This is a genomic window from Streptomyces sp. NPDC051105, assembly GCF_040682795.1.
GTDB lineage: Bacteria > Actinomycetota > Actinomycetes > Streptomycetales > Streptomycetaceae > Streptomyces.
In genome coordinates, this window is sequence record NZ_JBFBBR010000004.1 from 361021 (window position 1) to 379051 (window position 18031).

Annotated in this window: 18 protein-coding genes; 10 read left to right on the plus strand and 8 right to left on the minus strand. The window is 70.1% G+C overall.

Annotated features, from left to right (window positions below; all coding sequences use genetic code 11):
* Positions 1–91 precede the first annotated feature (91 nt).
* The 4 genes from AB0N16_RS12395 to AB0N16_RS12410 form a co-directional block, all read right to left on the minus strand.
* Positions 92–667 carry a TerD family protein gene (locus tag AB0N16_RS12395; RefSeq protein ID WP_365795749.1) on the minus strand — a complete coding sequence of 192 codons (576 nt, stop codon included), beginning with the start codon at positions 665–667 and terminating at the stop codon, positions 92–94.
* A gap of 121 nt (positions 668–788) precedes the next feature.
* The gene (locus AB0N16_RS12400) at positions 789–1364 is read right to left on the minus strand and encodes a TerD family protein (protein ID WP_365795751.1); all 576 of its coding nucleotides are present in this window, start codon (positions 1362–1364) and stop codon (positions 789–791) included.
* Positions 1365–1538: 174 nt separating this feature from the next.
* Positions 1539–1997, minus strand: coding sequence for a peroxiredoxin (locus AB0N16_RS12405; RefSeq protein ID WP_365795753.1), 459 nt, complete (start codon positions 1995–1997; stop codon positions 1539–1541).
* A 118-nt stretch (positions 1998–2115) separates the two neighbouring features.
* Positions 2116–2553, minus strand: coding sequence for a DUF3052 domain-containing protein (locus AB0N16_RS12410; RefSeq protein ID WP_352218654.1), 438 nt, complete (start codon positions 2551–2553; stop codon positions 2116–2118).
* A 424-nt stretch (positions 2554–2977) separates the two neighbouring features.
* Here AB0N16_RS12410 and aceE point away from each other — a divergent pair, with 424 nt between their 5' ends.
* Positions 2978–5725 carry a pyruvate dehydrogenase (acetyl-transferring), homodimeric type gene (aceE, locus tag AB0N16_RS12415; protein ID WP_365795755.1) on the plus strand — a complete coding sequence of 916 codons (2748 nt, stop codon included), beginning with the start codon at positions 2978–2980 and terminating at the stop codon, positions 5723–5725.
* 138 nt (positions 5726–5863) lie between these two features.
* Positions 5864–6706 (plus strand): potassium channel family protein, encoded by an 843-nt coding sequence (locus AB0N16_RS12420; RefSeq protein ID WP_365795757.1) that lies wholly within the window; start codon positions 5864–5866, stop codon positions 6704–6706.
* An 82-nt stretch (positions 6707–6788) separates the two neighbouring features.
* On the opposite strand, the gene AB0N16_RS12425 is transcribed toward AB0N16_RS12420, so the two are convergent.
* Both AB0N16_RS12425 and AB0N16_RS12430 read right to left on the minus strand, forming a co-directional pair.
* Positions 6789–7076 carry a small hydrophobic protein gene (locus tag AB0N16_RS12425; RefSeq protein ID WP_365796197.1) on the minus strand — a complete coding sequence of 96 codons (288 nt, stop codon included), beginning with the start codon at positions 7074–7076 and terminating at the stop codon, positions 6789–6791.
* A 261-nt stretch (positions 7077–7337) separates the two neighbouring features.
* Positions 7338–8957: an MFS transporter gene (locus AB0N16_RS12430; RefSeq protein ID WP_365795759.1), complete on the minus strand. Its 1620-nt coding sequence runs from the start codon at positions 8955–8957 to the stop codon at positions 7338–7340.
* 66 nt (positions 8958–9023) lie between these two features.
* Between AB0N16_RS12430 and AB0N16_RS12435 the strand changes: the two genes are divergently transcribed.
* The 3 genes from AB0N16_RS12435 to AB0N16_RS12445 all read left to right on the plus strand — a co-directional run bounded on the left by AB0N16_RS12435 (position 9024) and on the right by AB0N16_RS12445 (position 11915).
* Positions 9024–9659: a TetR family transcriptional regulator gene (locus tag AB0N16_RS12435; RefSeq protein ID WP_365795761.1), complete on the plus strand. Its 636-nt coding sequence runs from the start codon at positions 9024–9026 to the stop codon at positions 9657–9659.
* Between the two features lie 110 nt (positions 9660–9769).
* Positions 9770–10987 carry an alpha/beta hydrolase gene (locus AB0N16_RS12440; protein WP_365795763.1) on the plus strand — a complete coding sequence of 406 codons (1218 nt, stop codon included), beginning with the start codon at positions 9770–9772 and terminating at the stop codon, positions 10985–10987.
* Positions 10988–11054: 67 nt separating this feature from the next.
* Positions 11055–11915: a DUF4429 domain-containing protein gene (locus AB0N16_RS12445; RefSeq protein ID WP_365795765.1), complete on the plus strand. Its 861-nt coding sequence runs from the start codon at positions 11055–11057 to the stop codon at positions 11913–11915.
* A 7-nt stretch (positions 11916–11922) separates the two neighbouring features.
* Here AB0N16_RS12445 and AB0N16_RS12450 read toward each other — a convergent pair whose 3' ends face one another.
* Positions 11923–12390, minus strand: a complete 468-nt coding sequence (locus AB0N16_RS12450; protein ID WP_365795767.1) for a MerR family transcriptional regulator — start codon at positions 12388–12390, stop codon at positions 11923–11925.
* A gap of 106 nt (positions 12391–12496) precedes the next feature.
* Here AB0N16_RS12450 and AB0N16_RS12455 point away from each other — a divergent pair, with 106 nt between their 5' ends.
* Together AB0N16_RS12455 and AB0N16_RS12460 are read left to right on the plus strand one after the other, a co-directional pair.
* Entirely contained in the window at positions 12497–12967 is a 471-nt protein-coding gene (locus AB0N16_RS12455) for an N-acetyltransferase (protein ID WP_365795769.1), read from the plus strand.
* Between the two features lie 19 nt (positions 12968–12986).
* On the plus strand, positions 12987–13811 hold the full coding sequence (locus AB0N16_RS12460) for a serine hydrolase domain-containing protein (RefSeq protein ID WP_365795771.1): 825 nt from the start codon (positions 12987–12989) through the stop codon (positions 13809–13811).
* A 210-nt stretch (positions 13812–14021) separates the two neighbouring features.
* Here the strand turns inward: AB0N16_RS12460 and AB0N16_RS12465 are convergent, their stop codons facing one another.
* On the minus strand, positions 14022–14675 hold the full coding sequence (locus AB0N16_RS12465; RefSeq protein ID WP_365796199.1) for a pirin family protein: 654 nt from the start codon (positions 14673–14675) through the stop codon (positions 14022–14024).
* Between the two features lie 73 nt (positions 14676–14748).
* Between AB0N16_RS12465 and fasR the strand changes: the two genes are divergently transcribed.
* The 3 genes from fasR (at position 14749) to AB0N16_RS12480 (ending at position 18013) form a co-directional block, all read left to right on the plus strand.
* Positions 14749–15954, plus strand: a complete 1206-nt coding sequence (fasR, locus tag AB0N16_RS12470) for a fatty acid biosynthesis transcriptional regulator FasR (protein WP_365795773.1) — start codon at positions 14749–14751, stop codon at positions 15952–15954.
* An 89-nt stretch (positions 15955–16043) separates the two neighbouring features.
* Positions 16044–16964 carry an ACP S-malonyltransferase gene (locus AB0N16_RS12475; RefSeq protein WP_365795775.1) on the plus strand — a complete coding sequence of 307 codons (921 nt, stop codon included), beginning with the start codon at positions 16044–16046 and terminating at the stop codon, positions 16962–16964.
* Between the two features lie 17 nt (positions 16965–16981).
* On the plus strand, positions 16982–18013 hold the full coding sequence (locus AB0N16_RS12480; RefSeq protein WP_365795777.1) for a ketoacyl-ACP synthase III: 1032 nt from the start codon (positions 16982–16984) through the stop codon (positions 18011–18013).
* The last annotated feature ends 18 nt before the right edge of the window (positions 18014–18031 follow it).

Genomic DNA, 18031 nt, shown 5'->3' on the forward strand with positions numbered 1-18031 from the left:
GTACGCGGCTTTACTCACTGTTGACCACGGAGTCTAGAGGGCATCGGTGTCCTACGGCTCGCGCGGGCCCGACATCCGGCTGTGACGGGTGCTACGAGACGTTCACACCGAAGTCGAGCGCGATACCCCGCAGCCCTGACGCGTACCCCTGGCCGACGGCCCGGAACTTCCATTCGCCCTGGTACCGGTAGAGCTCGCCGAAGATCATGGCGGTCTCGGTGGAGGCGTCCTCGCTGAGGTCGTAGCGGGCGAGCTCCTGGCCATCGGCCTGGTTGACGACCCGGATGAACGCGTTGGAGACCTGGCCGAAGGTCTGGCCGCGCTCGTCGGCCATGTGGATGGAGACCGGGAAGATGATCTTGTCGCACTGGGTCGGCACCTTGGGCAGATCGACCAGAATCGATTCGTCGTCGCCCTCGCCCTCACCGGTGAGGTTGTCTCCGGTGTGCTCGACGGAGCCGTCGGGGCTCTTGAGCTGGTTGTAGAAGACGAACCACTCGTCGCCGAGTACCCGGCCGTCCTTGCACAGCAGTGCGCTGGCGTCCAGGTCGAAGGGGGCGCCGGTGGTGGAGCGGGCGTCCCAGCCGAGTCCGATCATGACGTTGGTGAGGTTCGGTGCGGCCTTGGAGAGGGAGACATTGCCTCCCTTGGCGAGCGTGACGCCCATGGTGCTGGTCCTCCCCTAGCGGTGTTTCTCCGGTTGTCCTGCACGTCCGGCGCCGACCGTAAACGGTGCGACGCCGGACAGTGCGGACTTTCGAACGCCCTCGGCGGGCGCCCGGACGGGCTCAGACGTTGACGCCGAAGTCCTGGGCGATGCCGCGCAGGCCGGAGGCGTAGCCCTGGCCGATGGCGCGGAACTTCCACTCCGCGCCGTTGCGGTACAGCTCGCCGAAGACCATGGCGGTCTCGGTCGAGGCGTCCTCGGACAGGTCGTAGCGGGCGATCTCGGCGCCGCCGGCCTGGTTCACCACGCGGATGAACGCGTTGCGGACCTGGCCGAAGGACTGCTGGCGGTTGTCGGCGTCGTAGATCGACACCGGGAAGACGATCTTGTCCACGTCGGCGGGGACCGTGGCCAGGTTGACCTTGATCACCTCGTCGTCGCCCTCGCCCTCACCCGTGAGGTTGTCGCCGGTGTGCTCGACCGAGCCGTCGGGGCTCTTGAGGTTGTTGAAGAAGACGAAGTTCTGGTCGCTGCCGACCTTGCCCTCCTGGTTCAGCAGCAGCGCACTGGCGTCCAGGTCGAAGTCGGTGCCGGTGGTGGTCCGGACGTCCCAGCCCAGACCGACGAGGACCGCGGTCAGGCCCGGGGCCTCCTTCGTCAGCGATACGTTGCCGCCCTTGCTGAGGCTGACTCCCACGAGTCCTCCCTTGTGGTGTCCAGGGGCGGGGAGCCCCCGTCGTGCTTCGGATACCGGATCAACGATTCGATCCTAGTGACGGGTTCCCGCCCCCCGCAGGCCCTGGACCCCGAGAATTACCGGGTGTCGGCCCTGTCGGCCCCTAGGGGATCGGCGAACGGTCCTTGAAGCGGTCTACAGGGCGTCGAGCGCCTTCACGTAGTCGTTCAGGTCGCGCGCGTCCGGCAGTCCGTTGACCACGGTCCACCGCACGACGCCCTCCTTGTCGATGACGAAGGTGCCGCGGACCGCGCAGCCCTTGGCCTCGTCGAAGACGCCGTAGGCGCGCGAGGTCTCGCCGTGCGGCCAGAAGTCGCTGAGCAGTGGGTACTCCAGGCCCTCCTGCTCGGCGAAGACCCGCAGGGTGTGGATGGAGTCGTTGGAGACGGCGAGCAGCTGGGTGCCGCGGTCCTCGAACTGCGGCAGGTGGTCGCGCAGCTCGCACAGCTCACCGGTGCACACGCCGGTGAAGGCGAACGGGTAGAAGAGCAGCACGACGTTCTTCTCGCCGCGGAAGTCGGACAGCCGCACGGACCTGCCGTGGTTGTCCTTGAGCTCGAAGTCGGGCGCCTTGTCGCCGACCTGGATCGCCATCGCTGCATCCCTTCGTAAGGGGCTGTTCGGGTGAGGACACCCTATGCGGCGGCCCGTACGAGGCGATCACGGCAGGCCGACGGACGGACCGGGACGCGGTCCGTCCGTCGGGCGGAGTTCAGCGCTTCTTGGCGGCGCCCTTCGGGGTCAGCAGCCGGCTGCCGTTCCAGTCCTTGCCCACGCTGACACCCTTGGTCTGCGAGAGGCCGGCGGTCGTGGCCGCCTCGCCGATGTCGCTCGGCTCGACGTAGCCGTCACGGCCCGTCTTGGGAGTCAGCAGCAGGATCCAGCCGCCTTCCTCCATGTACGTGACGGCATCCACCAGCGCGTCCGTCAGGTCGCCGTCATCCTCACGGAACCACAGCACCACGGCGTCGGCCACGTCGTCGTAGTCCTCGTCCACCAACTCGGTGCCGATGGTGTCTTCGATGGACTCGCGGAGTTCCTGGTCGACGTCGTCGTCGTAGCCGATCTCCTGGACCACCTGGTCTGGCTGGAACCCCAGCCTGACGGCAGGGGTGGTCCGCTCCTCCGCGTGGTCCGCGGTCGCGCTCACGGGTTGCCTCCTGATCATGTCTTGTTGATTAACTCAGCCACGCGCGTGCGCGAAGCATTGGCCGTAGTCCACACGGGCGGGACGGATCGCGCAAGTACCCGGCCGTTCAGACCGCCGAAACGGTGACGATCCCGGCCGTGTCGCCGCAACTCCCGGCACCGTATCGCAGACGGGTGTGGCACACACCACTCCCTTTTGCCCGCTATGTTCCTTTCGGAATCATCCTCACATACGACGGTCGAACGAGTTTGCCAAGCACGTCACACCCCGGGCGTATCGTTGCGTTTTGGCCGGGCCCGAGTTACCTCACGGTAGAGATGACGTGCGCTGCCCCGAGGTGGACGATGGACAGCGGTGCAGGGAAACGCAGGGATATGCAGGAAAACGCAGGGAATCAGTGCCCCTCTGACAGGTAAGGAACAGCGTGGCTTCCGGATCCGATCGCAATCCGATCATCATTGGCGGCCTTCCGAGTCAGGTTCCTGACTTCGATCCCGAGGAAACCCAGGAGTGGCTCGACTCGCTCGACGCCGCCGTGGACGAGCGCGGCCGGGAACGGGCCCGTTATCTGATGCTCCGCCTGATCGAGCGCGCCCGCGAGCGGCGGGTGGCCGTACCCGAGATGCGCAGCACGGACTACGTCAACACGATCCCCACCCGCGCGGAGCCGTTCTTCCCGGGCAACGAGGAGATCGAGCGCAAGGTCCTCAACGCGACCCGCTGGAACGCGGCCGTGATGGTCTCCCGCGCGCAGCGTCCTGGCATCGGCGTCGGCGGCCACATCGCCACCTTCGCCTCCTCAGCGTCCCTCTACGACGTCGGCTTCAACCACTTCTTCCGCGGCAAGGACGACGGCCGCGGCGGCGACCAGGTCTTCTTCCAGGGCCACGCCTCCCCCGGCATCTACGCGCGCGCGTTCCTGCTCGACCGGCTCGGCGAGGAGCAGCTGGACGGCTTCCGCCAGGAGAAGTCGAAATACCCGAACGGCCTCTCCAGCTACCCGCACCCGCGCTCGATGCCGGACTTCTGGGAGTTCCCGACGGTGTCCATGGGCCTCGGCCCGATCGGCGCGATCTACCAGGCGCGGATGAACCGCTACATGCACGCGCGCGGGATCGCCGACACCTCGGGTTCGCACGTCTGGGCGTTCCTCGGTGACGGCGAGATGGACGAGCCGGAGTCGCTCGGCCAGCTGTCCATCGCCGCCCGCGAGGGCCTGGACAACCTGACCTTCGTCGTCAACTGCAACCTCCAGCGGCTCGACGGCCCGGTGCGCGGCAACGGCAAGATCATCCAGGAGCTGGAGTCGGTCTTCCGGGGCGCCGGCTGGAACGTGATCAAGCTGGTCTGGGACCGCACCTGGGACCCGCTGCTCGCCCAGGACCGCGACGGCCTCCTGGTCAACAAGATGAACACGACCCCCGACGGGCAGTTCCAGACCTACGCCACCGAGTCCGGCGCGTACATCCGCGACCACTTCTTCGGCGACGACCAGCGGCTGCGCGCGATGGTCGAGCACATGAGCGACGACCAGATCCTGCACCTGGGCCGCGGCGGACACGACCACCGCAAGATCTACGCGGCGTTCAAGGCGGCCACCGAGCACCGGGGCCAGCCGACGGTCATCCTGGCCAAGACGATCAAGGGCTGGACGCTGGGCCCGAACTTCGAGGGCCGCAACGCCACGCACCAGATGAAGAAGCTGACGGTCGCCGACCTCAAGGGCTTCCGGGACCGCCTGCACCTGCCGATCTCCGACCAGGAGCTGGAGTCCGGTCTGCCGCCGTACTACCACCCGGGCCGGAACTCGGAGGAGATCCAGTACATGCACGACCGGCGCAAGGGGCTCGGCGGCTACGTCCCGACCCGCGTCGTGCGCTCCAAGCCGCTCGCCCTTCCCGACGACAAGACGTACGCGACCGTGAAGAAGGGCACGGGCCAGCAGTCCATCGCGACCACCATGGCCTTCGTCCGTCTCCTCAAGGACCTCATGCGGGACAAGGAGCTCGGCCGCCGCTTCGTGCTGATCGCGCCGGACGAGTACCGCACCTTCGGCATGGACTCCTTCTTCCCGAGCGCGAAGATCTACAACCCGCTCGGCCAGCAGTACGAGGCGGTCGACCGCGACCTGCTGCTCGCCTACAAGGAGTCCCCGACCGGCCAGATGCTGCACGACGGCATCTCCGAGGCAGGCTGCACGGCCTCCCTGATCGCGGCGGGCTCGGCCTACGCCACCCACGGCGAGCCGCTCATCCCGGTCTACGTCTTCTACTCGATGTTCGGTTTCCAGCGCACCGGCGACCAGTTCTGGCAGATGGCCGACCAGTTGGCGCGCGGTTTCGTCCTGGGCGCGACCGCCGGCCGTACGACCCTGACCGGCGAGGGCCTCCAGCACGCCGACGGCCACTCCCAGCTGCTCGCCTCCACGAACCCGGGCTGTGTGGCCTACGACCCGGCGTACGCGTACGAGATCGCGCACATCGTCCAGGACGGCCTGCGCCGGATGTACGGCGGTGACGCCGAGCACCCGCACGGCGAGGACGTCTTCTACTACCTGACCGTCTACAACGAGCCGATCCAGCACCCGGCCGAGCCGGCCGACGTGGACGTCGAGGGCATCCTCAAGGGCATCCACCGGATCAGCGCGGGCACCGGCGGCACCGTCCCGGCGCAGATCATGGCGTCCGGTGTCGCGGTCCCGTGGGCGATCGAGGCGCAGCGGATCCTCGCCGCGGACTGGAACGTGAAGGCCGACGTCTGGTCCGCCACCTCCTGGAACGAGCTCCGGCGGGAGGCCGTGGCCTGCGAGGAGCACAACCTCCTGCACCCGGAGGAGGAGCAGCGCACCCCGTACGTGACGCGCAAGCTGAGCGTCGCCGAGGGTCCGTTCGTGGCCGTGTCCGACTGGATGCGGTCGGTTCCGGACCAGATCGCGCGCTGGGTGCCGGGCACGTACCAGTCGCTGGGCGCCGACGGCTTCGGCTTCGCCGACACGCGCGGCGCGGCACGCCGGTTCTTCCACATCGACGCCCAGTCGATCGTGGTCGCGGTGCTGACCGAGCTGGCCCGTGAGGGCAGGCTGGACCGCTCGGTGCTCAAGCAGGCCATCGACCGGTACCAACTGCTGGACGTGGCGGCGGCACACCCGGGCGTGGCGGGCGGCGACGCGTAGTCGCCGCGTCCGGCTTCGGCCGGGGCGGCCGGTGGGGAGCTGCGGGTCCGCCGGGGGACGATCGCGCCCACGCGGCGGAGCCGCAGCTCGACGCAGGCCCGCGCCCTTCGGGGCGTGGATGATGCCTACGATGCGCACATGGAGGAACAGTCCGCGCAGGCGCGTTGGGAGCAGCTGACCCAACGGCCGTTGCTGGCGCTCGCGGTGGCCTTCGCCGTCGCCTACGCGCTGCCGATCGTGGACAGTTCCGCAGGCCATGTCCTCACCGCCGCGTGCACGGTGGCGGAGTGGGTGGTGTGGGGTTCGTTCGCTCTCGACTACCTCGTACGGCTGGCTCTGGCGCCCCGGCGCAAGGAGTTCGTGCGGACACACTGGATAGACCTGTGCGCGGTGGTGTTGCCGATACTCCAGCCGCTGCGGCTGCTACGGCTCGTCGCGACGCTGACGCTGGTGGGGCGGCGGGCCCGGATGGCCTCGCAGATCCGGCTGACGACGTACGTGGTGGGCGCGGTCGTCGGACTGCTGATGTTCGGGTCGCTGGCCGTGCTCTCGGTGGAACGGGGCTCCCCGAACGGGAACATCCGGACGCTGGGTGACGCGCTGTGGTGGTCGTTCACGACGATGACGACGGTGGGATACGGCGACCACGCGCCCACGACCGGGCTGGGCCGGATGATCGCGGTCGGCCTGATGCTGTCCGGGATCGCCCTGCTGGGTGTGGTGACGGCGAACATCGCGACGTGGTTCATCGCGCGGTTCGAGAAGGACGACGTGGAGGAGCGGCGGCAGACGGAGGCGATCGCTCTGCTGACCGAGGAGGTGCGGGCGTTGCGGGCCGAGGTGACCGCTTTGCGCGAGGGGGTGGGGGCTGGCGCGGGGGGACGCTCACCGGTGGCGGGGTGCCGCTGCGCCCACCCGTGCCGCCCGGCGGTCCCCCCAGGCCTTTCGGGCTCTGGGGGAGGCACGACCGCCCGCAGCTAGGGCGCCCCTTCAGGGGCGCGGGGCTGGGTCGAGGTGCGGCTCCGCCGCGTGGTGGGCGCGACCAGCCCCCACCGGCTCGCGGCTAGACCGATACGCCCGCCAGCCAGAACAGCGCCAGTACCGTATCGATCGCCCCCAGCACCACGGCCACCAGCGCCGGAATCGAGCTGTTCGGCGACCACCGGCGGTCCATGGAGAGCCAGCCGCACACCAGTGCCGCCGGCCCCAGCACGATCCCGAGGGCGAAGAAGCCGACCACGGCGAATATCGTGCCGATGATTCCGAGCGTGCCACGGTCCAGCCCGCTCCGCGGACCTGTGCGGCCGCCTGAACGGGGGTACCCGCGTGTTCGTTGGCCGAAGCTCGCCATCATCAACTCCCTCGTCTCCATGGACTCTTCGGGTGCGATGACCGGGTACCCCTGTTCCGCGTCCCCAGACCTGCCCGCGCGCTGCCCCCCTCCAGCAGCGCGCCGCGGCCCGGCTGTCCTCCCATGCCCTGCGGAGGACTTGACCCACTGTGACCTGCGGCGCGTGCCGAGGGCGAGAAATCTTTAGCGGAGTCACCCTGATAGGCGAACTCCGCCCAAAGAAACCGGACATATCGGCCGACGGGGTGCGCTGAACCCGCGTCAGACGTGCCCGACGCCCGCGCCGGCGTCCGCGTTCTCGCCGCGCTTGGTGAGCAGCGCGACCAGGATCGCGACCGCCGCCACGCCCGCCGCGACCAACGAGGCGAGGCTCATGCCGGAGATGAACGTGTCGTGGGCGACGTCGGAGATCTTCGCGGCGATCTCCGCGGGGGTGCCCTTGGCGACCGGCGCGACACCGACCTGGACCGCCTCGGAGGCCTGCGCCAGCTGCGCGTCGGTCAGCTTCGGCAGCCCCGCGTCGGCCCAGTTGCCCGGCAGGTCGCTGTCGACCTTGGAGGCCATCACGGCGCCCAGGACGGCCGTCCCGAGGCTGCCGCCGATCTGCATCGCGGCCTGCTGGAGACCGCCGGCCACACCGGACAGCTCCATCGCCGCGTTGCCGACGATGACCTCGGTGGCGCCGACCATGACCGGCGCGAGGCCGAGGCCGAGCAGGGCGAACCAGACGGACATCACGCCGCTGCCGGTGTCCGCCTTCAGGGTGGACATGCCGTACATGGCGATCGCGGTGGCCGCCATGCCACCGGCCAGCGGGATCCGCGGGCCGAGCTTGGTGATCGCGGCACCGGCCAGCGGCGAGCCGACGATCATCATGCCGGTGAGGGGCAGGAGATGGAGGCCGGCGTCCACCGGATCCATCCCATGCACGTTCTGCAAATAGAACGTCACGAAGAACAGGCCGCCCATGAAGGCGATGGCCATCAGGACCATCAGGACCACGCCCGCGGAGAGCGGGACCGAGCGGAACAGGGTGAGCGGGATCAGCGGCTCCTTGACCCTGGTCTCCCAGAAGGAGAAGAGGGCGAAGCCCAGCACGGACACGGCGATGAACGTCCACGTCAGGCCGGCGCCCCAGCCCCAGCTCGGCGCCTTGATGAGCGCCCAGACCAGGCAGAACATCGCGCCGGAGAGCAGGGCGATGCCGAGCAGGTCGAAGGAGCGCGGCGCGTTCTCCGCGCGGTGGTCGCGCAGGATCAGGACGCCCAGGACGAGGGCGAGCAGGCCGACCGGCACGTTGATGAAGAACACCGACTGCCAGCTGACGTGCTGCACCAGCACACCGCCGAGGATCGGGCCGCCCGCGGTGGAGGCGCCGATGACCATGCCCCAGATGCCGATCGCCATGTTGAGCTTCTCGGCCGGGAAGGTGGCCCGCAGCAGGCCGAGCGCGGCCGGCATCAGCAGCGCGCCGAACAGGCCCTGGAAGACGCGGAAGGTGACGACCAGGCCGATGCTGTCGGACAGGCCGATGGCGCCCGAGGCGGCGGCGAAGCCGACGACGCCGATCAGGAAGGTCTGCCGGTGGCCGAAGCGGTCACCGAGCTTGCCCGCGGTGATCAGGGAGACCGCGAGGGCGAGGAAGTAGCCGTTGGTGATCCACTGCACCTGGGCGAAGGTGGCGCCGAGGTCCTTCTGGATCGCCGGGTTGGCGATGGCCACGATGGTGCCGTCGAGGGCGACCATCATGACCCCGACGGCGACGGTGATCAGGGTGAACCAGGGGTGGCCGCGCAGGCCGGAGGCCGGCGGCTGTTCCGGCAGGGCTGTAGGTGTCGCGTCCCCCGACCCCGCCGTGTCGATCGTGGTCTGACTAGTCATACGATCGAGGCTAGTGACAGCCGCTGACAGTTGACAAACGAAATCACTAGTCAGTAACTGTCAGACATGGAAACGCTGCGCGAACGCAAGAAACAGCGCACCCGGGACGCGCTGCTGCGCAACGCGCTGGAGCTGTTCGTGACCCGGGGCTACGAGCACACCACCATCGACGAGATCGCCGAGTCCGTCGACGTCTCGCAGCGCACCTTCTTCCGCTACTTCGCCAGCAAGGAGGACGTGGCCTTCTTCGTGCCACGGCTCACCGAGGCGCACTACGTCGAGGCGGTGCGCCGGCGGCCGGCCGAGGAGACCCCGCTGGAGGCGCTGCGCGGGTCCGTCATGGACAGCTGGGACAGCATCGAGGAGGCCATCGAGCGGTACGTCCCGGTGGAACTGCTGATGCGCACGTACAAGATGATCGAGGCGACCCCGGTCCTGTTCGCCGCCCATCTGCGGCGCCAGTCGGAGACGGAGGAGGAGATCGCGCGGATCGTCGCCGAGCGCGAGGGCGTCGACCCGAACACCGACCCCCGGCCCCGGCTCGTGGTCGCCGTGTTCGGCGCGGTCATCCGGGTGACCGAGCGGCACTGGTCCGTCGGCGAGGACTTCAGCGTCACGGCGATCCGCGAATTGACCGCGTCCTACCTCGACCAGGTGGGTCCGGCGCTCACCGGCAACTGGCGTGAGAGCCGCGAGAGCTGAGAGAGCCGGGACGGACCGCACGAGCCGAGATCCGCCACGCGTTTGCCGAAACGTGATAACCGTCACTCGGTTACCGCGAGACCCCTTCGTTCTCCTAGTGTGTCCTCCCAGTGACTTCCTTCGACACCTCCCCGCCGCTCAACGTCTGGCGCGCCCTGCTCGCCCTGGCCGTGGTGTTCGTGATGCTCGCGACCACCGGTTGGACGGCCATGCGCGCGCACCGCGAGACCACCGCCCTGCAGACCTCCCTCGACAAGTGGGAGCACGGCAGCCTGCACGGTCTCCACCTGCCGGACCCGGAGGCGTCCCCCGCACGGCTCACCCGCTTCTTCGCCGCGCTCACCGGGCAGGAGCGCGACCGGCTCGTGCACCGCTACCCACTCGCGGTCGGCAACATGAACGGCGCCCCGGCAGGCCTGCGCTACCGGGCCAACCACATCGCCCTCGACCAGCAGCGCGCCATCGAGAAGAAACGTATGCACGACCCACGGCTCACCGCGGCCGGACAACAGGACGCGGGCCGCCGGATGCACCGCTACGAGGCGCTGATGGCCAAGGGCCGGCAGATCCTCGCCTTCGACCCGGACGGCAGCGGCCGGGTCGCCGAGGTGTTCGGCGACCTCAGCAGGGCCGAGCGGGTCTCCGTCGTCGTCCCCGGCGTCGACACCGACCTGCTCACCTTCCAGCGGACGAACCGTCAGTACACCGCCCCGGTCGGCATGGCCAGGGCGCTGTACAGGGCGGAGCGCACGGCGAGCCCCGCGACCCGTACGGCGGTGATCGCCTGGGCCGACTACACCGCGCCCGACGGGCTCGGCGTGGGCGCGGCGACCGGCACGGCCGCCGCGCGGGGCGCCGTACGCCTCAACGCGCTGCTGCGCGCGCTGCCCGGCACGGCACCGGTGTCGTTGTTCTGCCACAGTTACGGCTCGGTGGTCTGCGGGGTGGCCGCGCACGAGATGCCCGGCCGGGTGTCCGACATAGCCGTGGCCGCCAGCCCCGGAATGCGGGTCGAAAGCGCCTCGCACCTGGGTACCTCCGCCCGGGTGTGGGCGATGCGGGACGCCACCGACTGGATCCAGGACGTCCCCTACATGGAGTTCGGCGGACTCGGCCACGGCGCCGACCCCGTCTCCTCCTCCTTCGGGGCGCGGGTGCTGTCGGCGCACGACGCCCAGGGACACGCCGGCTACTTCGAGCCGGGCACGGACAGCCTGCGCAACCTCGCCGACGTCGGGGTTGGCGCGTACGGTGCGGTGACGTGCGCCCACGACGATGACGGGTGCCGGGCGAATCTGTCCGGCACGTCGATGGCCGGACGCGCGTAGAGACAGCAGGAAGTGCGGTATGCGCGGGGATGGGACTGAGAAGCACGTGCCGCATACGATGAGCCGCATGGGTGACGTACTGGCCGGATTTCATGCCGCCTGGGAGTTCGAGTCCGACTCCGTGCTCATCCGCTACGAACGGGGGATTCGAACACCCAAGCTCTTCCAGACGCTGGGTGAACGCCGGGTGCCGTTCGCCGCGCTCGCGGGGGTGACCCTCACCCCTGGCAAACGGGGCACAGTGGTCCTGCGGGCCGAGCCGCGCCCGGGCGCCGATCCCCTGATGGAGGCGGCCGCCGGGCAGCTGAAGGACGGCAGCGACCCCTACCGGCTCGTCCTCCCCGCCGAGCGGGAGACTCTCGCGGAGTACTACGCCGACGAACTGCGGCCGCTGCTCACCGAGTCCGGGTCCGAGCCGGCCGAGAGGTTTCTGGTGGCCGCGCCCGAGACGCCCCGGCAGTTCAAGGCGTACGACGGCAAGGCGAGCTTCGACGGCAAGGCCGTGCACTTCCGCTGGTCGTGGACGGGCGCGTCGACGGCCAAGTGGAAGGCCGGCGACCAGCGCTTCGCGGTGGCCGACCTGGGGGGTGTGGAGTGGCGGTCCCCGGAGGTCTTCGAGGGACATCTACGACTGCTGCGCCGCGGGGACCTCACCGGGGCGGCGCCGGCGGTCCCGGCCGACCAGGATCCGGCGACCGTGGTGTTCGGGCTCGGATACGGTCCGGTGCACGAGTCGCTGCCGTTCGCCGCGGCGGTCCTGGAGGCGGTACGGGCCAAGGGCGGGGCCGCGCTGCCCTCGTCGGCGGGGCGGCGGGACCCCGCCGACATCGCGGAGCGGATTCGCCATCTGGGAGAACTGCACCAGGCGGGGCTGGTCACCGACGAGGAGTTCGCCGCGAAGAAGGCGGAGCTGCTGGCGGAGCTGTGAGGGCGCCTCAGCTCCCGCCCGTCCCGTAGAAACTGATCTTCCGGTCCAGCACCGACAGCGTGTCGTGCAGCTCGGCGATGCGGGACAGGACGTCCCTGCGCGTCTGCTCCAGCAGCTCCCGGCGCTCCTGGTAGGTGCCGTCGCCCTCCCGCACCAGCTCCGCGTACCGGACCATGTCCGCCACCGGCATCCCGGTCAGCCGGAGCTTGGTCACGAAGTCCAGCCAGTCCAGATCGCTGTTGCTGTAGCGGCGCTGGCCGGTGTGGGAGCGGTCGATGTGGGACATCAGGCCGATCCGCTCGTACCAGCGCAGGGTGTGGGCGGTCAGTCCGGTGAAGGCGACGACCTCGCTGATCGTGTAGTGGTCCTGGCCCTCGGGGCGCGGATGCCGGCGGGGTGGGGCGGAACAGATGTCGGCGGGTGCGCGGTCGGACTGCCGAGTGGGGGCCGCGGTCGAGGTCTGCATCACCGTCATGACCCCACGCTATGACCTTCGAGTGCGCTCGAAGCAAGCAGAACCCGGTAAGACGGTAAGAAATCCGCGCGACGCCGGGGACGGCCGCTGACTACCGTGCGCGGGTATGAGTCTCGTACGCCGTGCCGGGCCCGAGGACGCACCCGAAGTGCTGCGTCTGCGCCAGATCATGATCGACGCACTGCCCGGTGGGGACGCCTCCACCCACTGGCACGCCCCGGCGCTGCCGGGACTCCGGCAGCGGCTGGGCGAGCCGGACGGGGACTTCGCCGCGTTCGTCGTCGACCACCCGGACCGGCCGGGGGCGCTGGCCGCGCTGGTCGTCGGGACCATCGACTACCGCATCGGCAAGGCGTCCAGTCCGCACGGGCGCTCCGGCTACGTCTTCAGCGTGGCCACCGACCCGGACGCGCGCCGTCGCGGGTACGCGCGCGCGTGCATGGCGGAACTGCTGGCCTGGTTCCGCCAGCGGGGCGCCGGGCAGGTCATGCTGACCGCGTCGCCCGAGGCCGAGCCCCTCTACGCCGCGCTCGGCTTCGTCCACAAGCCGGACCCCACGATGACCCTGACGCTCTGATCCGCTTAGGCTCGTCGGCATGTCCTTGCAGAGCCTTGCGTTGATCGAGAACTGGCCGGTTCCCACCGCCGCGGCGGGTGCCGTACGGGCCGACGGGACGGTCCTGGGCACCCACGGTCCGGCTGGGCAGCGCTTCCCGCTGGCCTCCGTGACCAAGCCGCTCGCCGCGTACGCGGTGCTCGTCGCGTACGAGGAGGGGGCGGTCGAGCTCGACGAGCCCGCCGGGCCGCAGGGGGCGACGGTACGGCATCTGCTCGCGCACACCTCGGGGCTGGCCTTCGACGAACACCGGGTGACGGCACCGCCCGGGGAGCGACGGCTGTACTCCAACGCCGGGTTCGAGGTGCTCGGGGACCATGTCGCCAAGGCGACGGAGATTCCGTTCGGCGAGTATCTGCGGCAGGCGGTGCTTGAGCCGCTGGACATGACGTCGACGTCTCTCGAAGGGTCACCGGCGAAGGACGGCGTCTCCTCGGTCGCCGACCTGCTCCGCTTCGCGGCGGAGTTGCAGGCGCCGAGGCTGCTGGACCCGCGGACGGTGGCGGAGGCGACGCTGACCGTCCAATACCCCGGGACGAAGGGCGTGTTGCCCGGGTACGGCCACCAGAACCCGAACGACTGGGGCCTGGGGTTCGAGATCCGGGACGGCAAGTCCCCGCACTGGACGGGCAGTTCGTCCTCCGCCCGAACCTTCGGCCACTTCGGCCAGTCGGGAACGTTCCTGTGGGTGGACCCCGACGCGGGGGTGGCGTCCGTGGCCCTCACGGACCGGGCGTTCGGCCCCTGGGCGGTCGACGCGTGGCCGCCGTTCACGGACTCGCTGCTGACGGAGCTGCGCGGCTGAGGTCGGCCGGGGGCGGGTGGGGACGCTTACCGGCGCTTGCGGGGTGCCGCCGCGCCCACCCGTGCCGCCTGGGGGCCCCAGGCCTTTCGGGCTCCGGGGGAGGCACGCCTGCCCGCAGCTATGTGGGACACGGCTGGGAAGCGCCCTGTAAGGGGCGCGGGGAACTGCGCGGGCAACCCCCACCGCCCCGCAGGCAGGGGACGGCCGCAGCTACCCCGCCATCTCCCACACCAACACCTCGGCCGGCGTCAGCCCCTCCGCCGCCAAGTCCTTCGCCCCCACCACCCGAACCGAATCCCCCGCCCCCAACGGCTCCCCACCCACCCGCACTTCCCCCCGCACCACATGCACATACACGTACGCCCCGTCCGGGACCGCCGTCCGCTCCCCCGCCACCAGCCGGCGCACGTGCAGCATCGCCGCGGCCTCCGGGACGGCGTACGGCGTCGAGTCGGCGATGCCGCGGACGATCTCGTACGACGGCTCGCCGCCGGGCCGTACCGGGGCCAGCCACATCTGGACGAAGGTCAGGGGCAGCTCCCCGTCGTTGCGCTCCACGTGGCGGACGCCCCCCGCCGAGCTGAGCCGCTGCACGTCCCCCCGGCGCACCACCGTCTCGTTGCCCTCCGAGTCGCGGTGGGTCAGCTCGCCCTCGACCACCCAGGTCACGATCTCGGTGTGGCTGTGCGGATGCTCGTCGAAGCCGGCGCCCGGCGCCAGGCGCTCCTCGTTGCAGGCGATGATCGCGCCGAAGCGGAGGTTGTCGGGGTCGTAGTGCGGCCCGAAGGAGAAGGCGTGGCGGGACTCGATTCCGGCTGCCGGGTCCCCTCCGGGGTAGCGCTCAGCCGCGCGCCGTACGTCCATCACGGAACCACCGTAGACCGGAGTCGGCACCCGGCGGCGCATGCTCCCGTCCGGATAAGGCAGTCTTGTCCCCGTGCCCGAACCCGTAACCCGCAAGTCCGACCCCTCGGCTCATGCAGTCCACCAGCACTCCGCGACCCTGAAGCGGCTGGAGAAGTCGTCCGGCAGCCTCGCCGCCCAGGCCATCGCGCGGATGGACGAGACCCTGCCGTGGTACCGGGCCATGCCACCGGAGAACCGTTCCTGGATCGGGCTCGTCGCCCAGGCGGGTATCGCGGCCTTCACCGAGTGGTTCCGGCACCCCGACGCACCGCAGGCCATCTCCACCGACGTCTTCGGGACCGCCCCGCGTGAGCTGACCCGGGCGATCACACTGCGGCAGACCGTGGAGATGGTGCGCACGACCATCGAGGTCATGGAGAGCGCCATCGACGAGGTGGCGGCCCCCGGCGACGAGAGCGTGCTGCGGGAGGCGCTGCTGGTCTACGCCCGGGAGATCGCCTTCGCCACCGCCCAGGTGTACGCGCAGGCCGCCGAGGCACGGGGTGCCTGGGACGCCCGGCTGGAGTCGCTGGTCGTCAACGCGGTGCTGAGCGGGGAGGCCGACGAGGGGGCGGTGAGCCGGGCCGCCGCACTGGGCTGGAACTCGCCCGAGCATGTGTGCGTCGTGCTCGGTACCGCGCCCGACGGGGACAGTGAGCTGACCGTCGAGGCCATCCGGCGGGCCGCCCGGCATGCCAAGTTGCAGGTGCTCACCGGGGTGCTCGGGGACCGGCTGGTGGTCATCGCGGGTGGCAACGACAACCCGCTGGCCGTCGCCAAGTCGCTGATCGGACCCTATGCCGCCGGGCCGGTGGTCGCGGGGCCCGTGGTACCCGATCTGCTGGCCGCCACCCGGTCCGCGCAGGCCGCCGCCGCGGGGCTCAAGGCCTGTTCCGCCTGGCAGGACGCACCGCGGCCGGTACTGGCGGACGATCTGCTTCCGGAGCGCGCCATGGCGGGTGATCCAGGCGCGCGCGAGCAGTTGGTGGAGGAGATCTACAGACCGCTGGAAGAAGCGGGCTCGGCGCTCCTGGAAACGCTGAGCGTCTATCTGGAACAGGCGAGCAGCCTGGAGGGCGCGGCCCGAATGCTCTTCGTTCACCCGAACACCGTGCGCTACCGGCTTCGACGTGTGACTGACGTCACCGGATGGTCGCCGTCCGATGTACGATCCGCCTTCACGCTGCGGATCGCACTGATCCTGGGGCGTCTGGTTGATGGAGATCCCCAGCCGTAGGATTTTGTCGGGGGTCCACAAAACCCCCTCGTGTTCTTCGTCCCTGTCCCCACGGGCGGCCGTGGGGTTCCCCAAGAGAGAGTGTGAGAGTGCTCGTACTCGTCGCTCCCGGCCAGGGCGCCCAGACGCCCGGCTTCCTGACCCCCTGGCTCGAACTCCCCGGTGCCCAGGACCGCTTGCGTGAATGGTCCGAGCTCATCGGGCTCGATCTGGTGCACTACGGCACGAACGCCGACGCGGACGAGATCCGTGACACCGCGATCGCGCAGCCGCTGCTCGTCGCCGCCGGGATCCTGTCCGGCGCGGCACTCGGTGCCATGACGGACATCGCCCCGGGCGCGGTCGCGGGACACAGCGTCGGTGAGATCACCGCCGCCGCCTTCGCGGGCGTCCTGGACGACACCGACGCGCTGCGCCTGGTCCGCAAGCGGGGTGTGGCGATGGCCGAGGCCGCCGCGATCACCGAGACCGGCATGTCGGCGCTGCTCGGCGGCGACCCGGACGTCTCGGTCGCGCACCTGGAGAAGCTGGGCCTGACCCCGGCGAACATCAACGGCGCAGGCCAGATCGTCGCCGCGGGCACCCTGGAGCAGCTCGCCGCGCTGAGCGAGGACAAGCCCGAGGGCGTCCGCAAGGTCGTCGCCCTCAAGGTCGCCGGTGCCTTCCACACGCATCACATGGCTCCCGCGGTCGACAAGCTGGCCGAGGCCGCCAAGGAGCTCGCGCCCGCCGATCCGAAGCTCACCTACGTCTCCAACCGGGACGGACGGGCGGTCACCTCCGGTGACAGGATCGTGGAGCGGCTGGTCGGACAGGTCGCCAACCCGGTCCGCTGGGATTTGTGCATGGAGACCTTCAAGGAGCTCGGCGTGACCGCTCTGCTGGAGGTGTGCCCCGGGGGCACCCTGACCGGCCTGGCCAAGCGCGCGCTGCCCGGCGTGAAGACGCTGGCCCTGAAGACCCCCGACGACCTCGACGCGGCCCGCGAGCTCATCGCCGAGCACAGCTGAATTAGGAGCCCACTGCGATGTCGAAGATCAAGCCCAGCAAGGGTGCCCCGTACGCGCGCATCCTCGGCGTCGGCGGCTACCGCCCGACCCGCGTGGTGCCCAACGAGGTGATCCTGGAGACGATCGACTCGTCCGACGAGTGGATCCGGTCGCGCTCCGGCATCGAGACCCGGCACTGGGCGGGCCCGGACGAGACCGTGGCCGCGATGTCGATCGAGGCCTCCGGCAAGGCGATCGCGGACGCGGGCGTCTCCGCCGAGCAGATCGGCGCCGTGGTCGTCTCGACGGTCTCGCACTTCAGCCAGACCCCGGCCGTGGCGACCGAGATCGCCGACAAGCTGGGCACGAACAAGGCCGCCGCCTTCGACATCTCGGCCGGCTGCGCGGGCTTCGGCTACGGCCTGACGCTCGCCAAGGGCATGGTGGTGGAAGGTTCCGCCGAGTACGTGCTCGTGATCGGCGTGGAGCGGCTCAGCGACCTGACCGACCTGGAGGACCGGGCCACGGCCTTCCTGTTCGGCGACGGCGCGGGCGCGGTCGTGGTCGGCCCCTCGCAGGAGCCGGCGATCGGCCCGACGGTGTGGGGCTCCGAGGGCGACAAGTCGGAGACCATCAAGCAGACGATTCCCTGGGACCGTCTTCACTTCGGTGACAGGTCCGGGCTGCCGGTGGACAGCCAGGGCAACATCAAGTTCCCCGCGATCACGCAGGAGGGCCAGGCGGTGTTCCGCTGGGCCGTGTTCGAGATGGCGAAGGTCGCTCAGCAGGCGCTGGACGCGGCCGGGATCAGCGCGGACGACCTGGACGTCTTCATCCCGCACCAGGCCAATGTGCGGATCATCGACTCGATGGTGAAGACTCTCAAGCTGCCGGAGCACGTCACGGTCGCCCGTGACATCCGCACCACCGGCAACACCTCGGCCGCCTCGATCCCGCTCGCGATGGAGCGGCTCCTGGCGACCGGCGAGGCGAAGAGCGGCGACACCGCGCTCGTCATCGGGTTCGGGGCGGGTCTCGTCTACGCCGCCACTGTCGTTACCCTCCCCTAGGCACTCCGTGCCGGATCA

Excerpts from the sequence above, each read along its gene's own strand:
- AB0N16_RS12420 (WP_365795757.1), top strand. The coding sequence starts at position 5,864 with ATGGAGGAACAGTCCGCGCAGGCGCGTTGGGAGCAGCTGACCCAACGG.
- AB0N16_RS12430 (WP_365795759.1), bottom strand. The coding sequence starts at position 8,957 with ATGACTAGTCAGACCACGATCGACACGGCGGGGTCGGGGGACGCGACA.
- AB0N16_RS12480 (WP_365795777.1), top strand. The coding sequence starts at position 16,982 with ATGTCGAAGATCAAGCCCAGCAAGGGTGCCCCGTACGCGCGCATCCTC.
- AB0N16_RS12425 (WP_365796197.1), bottom strand. The coding sequence starts at position 7,076 with ATGGCGAGCTTCGGCCAACGAACACGCGGGTACCCCCGTTCAGGCGGC.
- AB0N16_RS12455 (WP_365795769.1), top strand. The coding sequence starts at position 12,497 with ATGAGTCTCGTACGCCGTGCCGGGCCCGAGGACGCACCCGAAGTGCTG.
- AB0N16_RS12450 (WP_365795767.1), bottom strand. The coding sequence starts at position 12,390 with ATGACGGTGATGCAGACCTCGACCGCGGCCCCCACTCGGCAGTCCGAC.
- AB0N16_RS12460 (WP_365795771.1), top strand. The coding sequence starts at position 12,987 with ATGTCCTTGCAGAGCCTTGCGTTGATCGAGAACTGGCCGGTTCCCACC.
- AB0N16_RS12435 (WP_365795761.1), top strand. The coding sequence starts at position 9,024 with ATGGAAACGCTGCGCGAACGCAAGAAACAGCGCACCCGGGACGCGCTG.
- AB0N16_RS12445 (WP_365795765.1), top strand. The coding sequence starts at position 11,055 with ATGGGTGACGTACTGGCCGGATTTCATGCCGCCTGGGAGTTCGAGTCC.
- AB0N16_RS12405 (WP_365795753.1), bottom strand. The coding sequence starts at position 1,997 with ATGGCGATCCAGGTCGGCGACAAGGCGCCCGACTTCGAGCTCAAGGAC.
- AB0N16_RS12395 (WP_365795749.1), bottom strand. The coding sequence starts at position 667 with ATGGGCGTCACGCTCGCCAAGGGAGGCAATGTCTCCCTCTCCAAGGCC.
- AB0N16_RS12465 (WP_365796199.1), bottom strand. The coding sequence starts at position 14,675 with ATGGACGTACGGCGCGCGGCTGAGCGCTACCCCGGAGGGGACCCGGCA.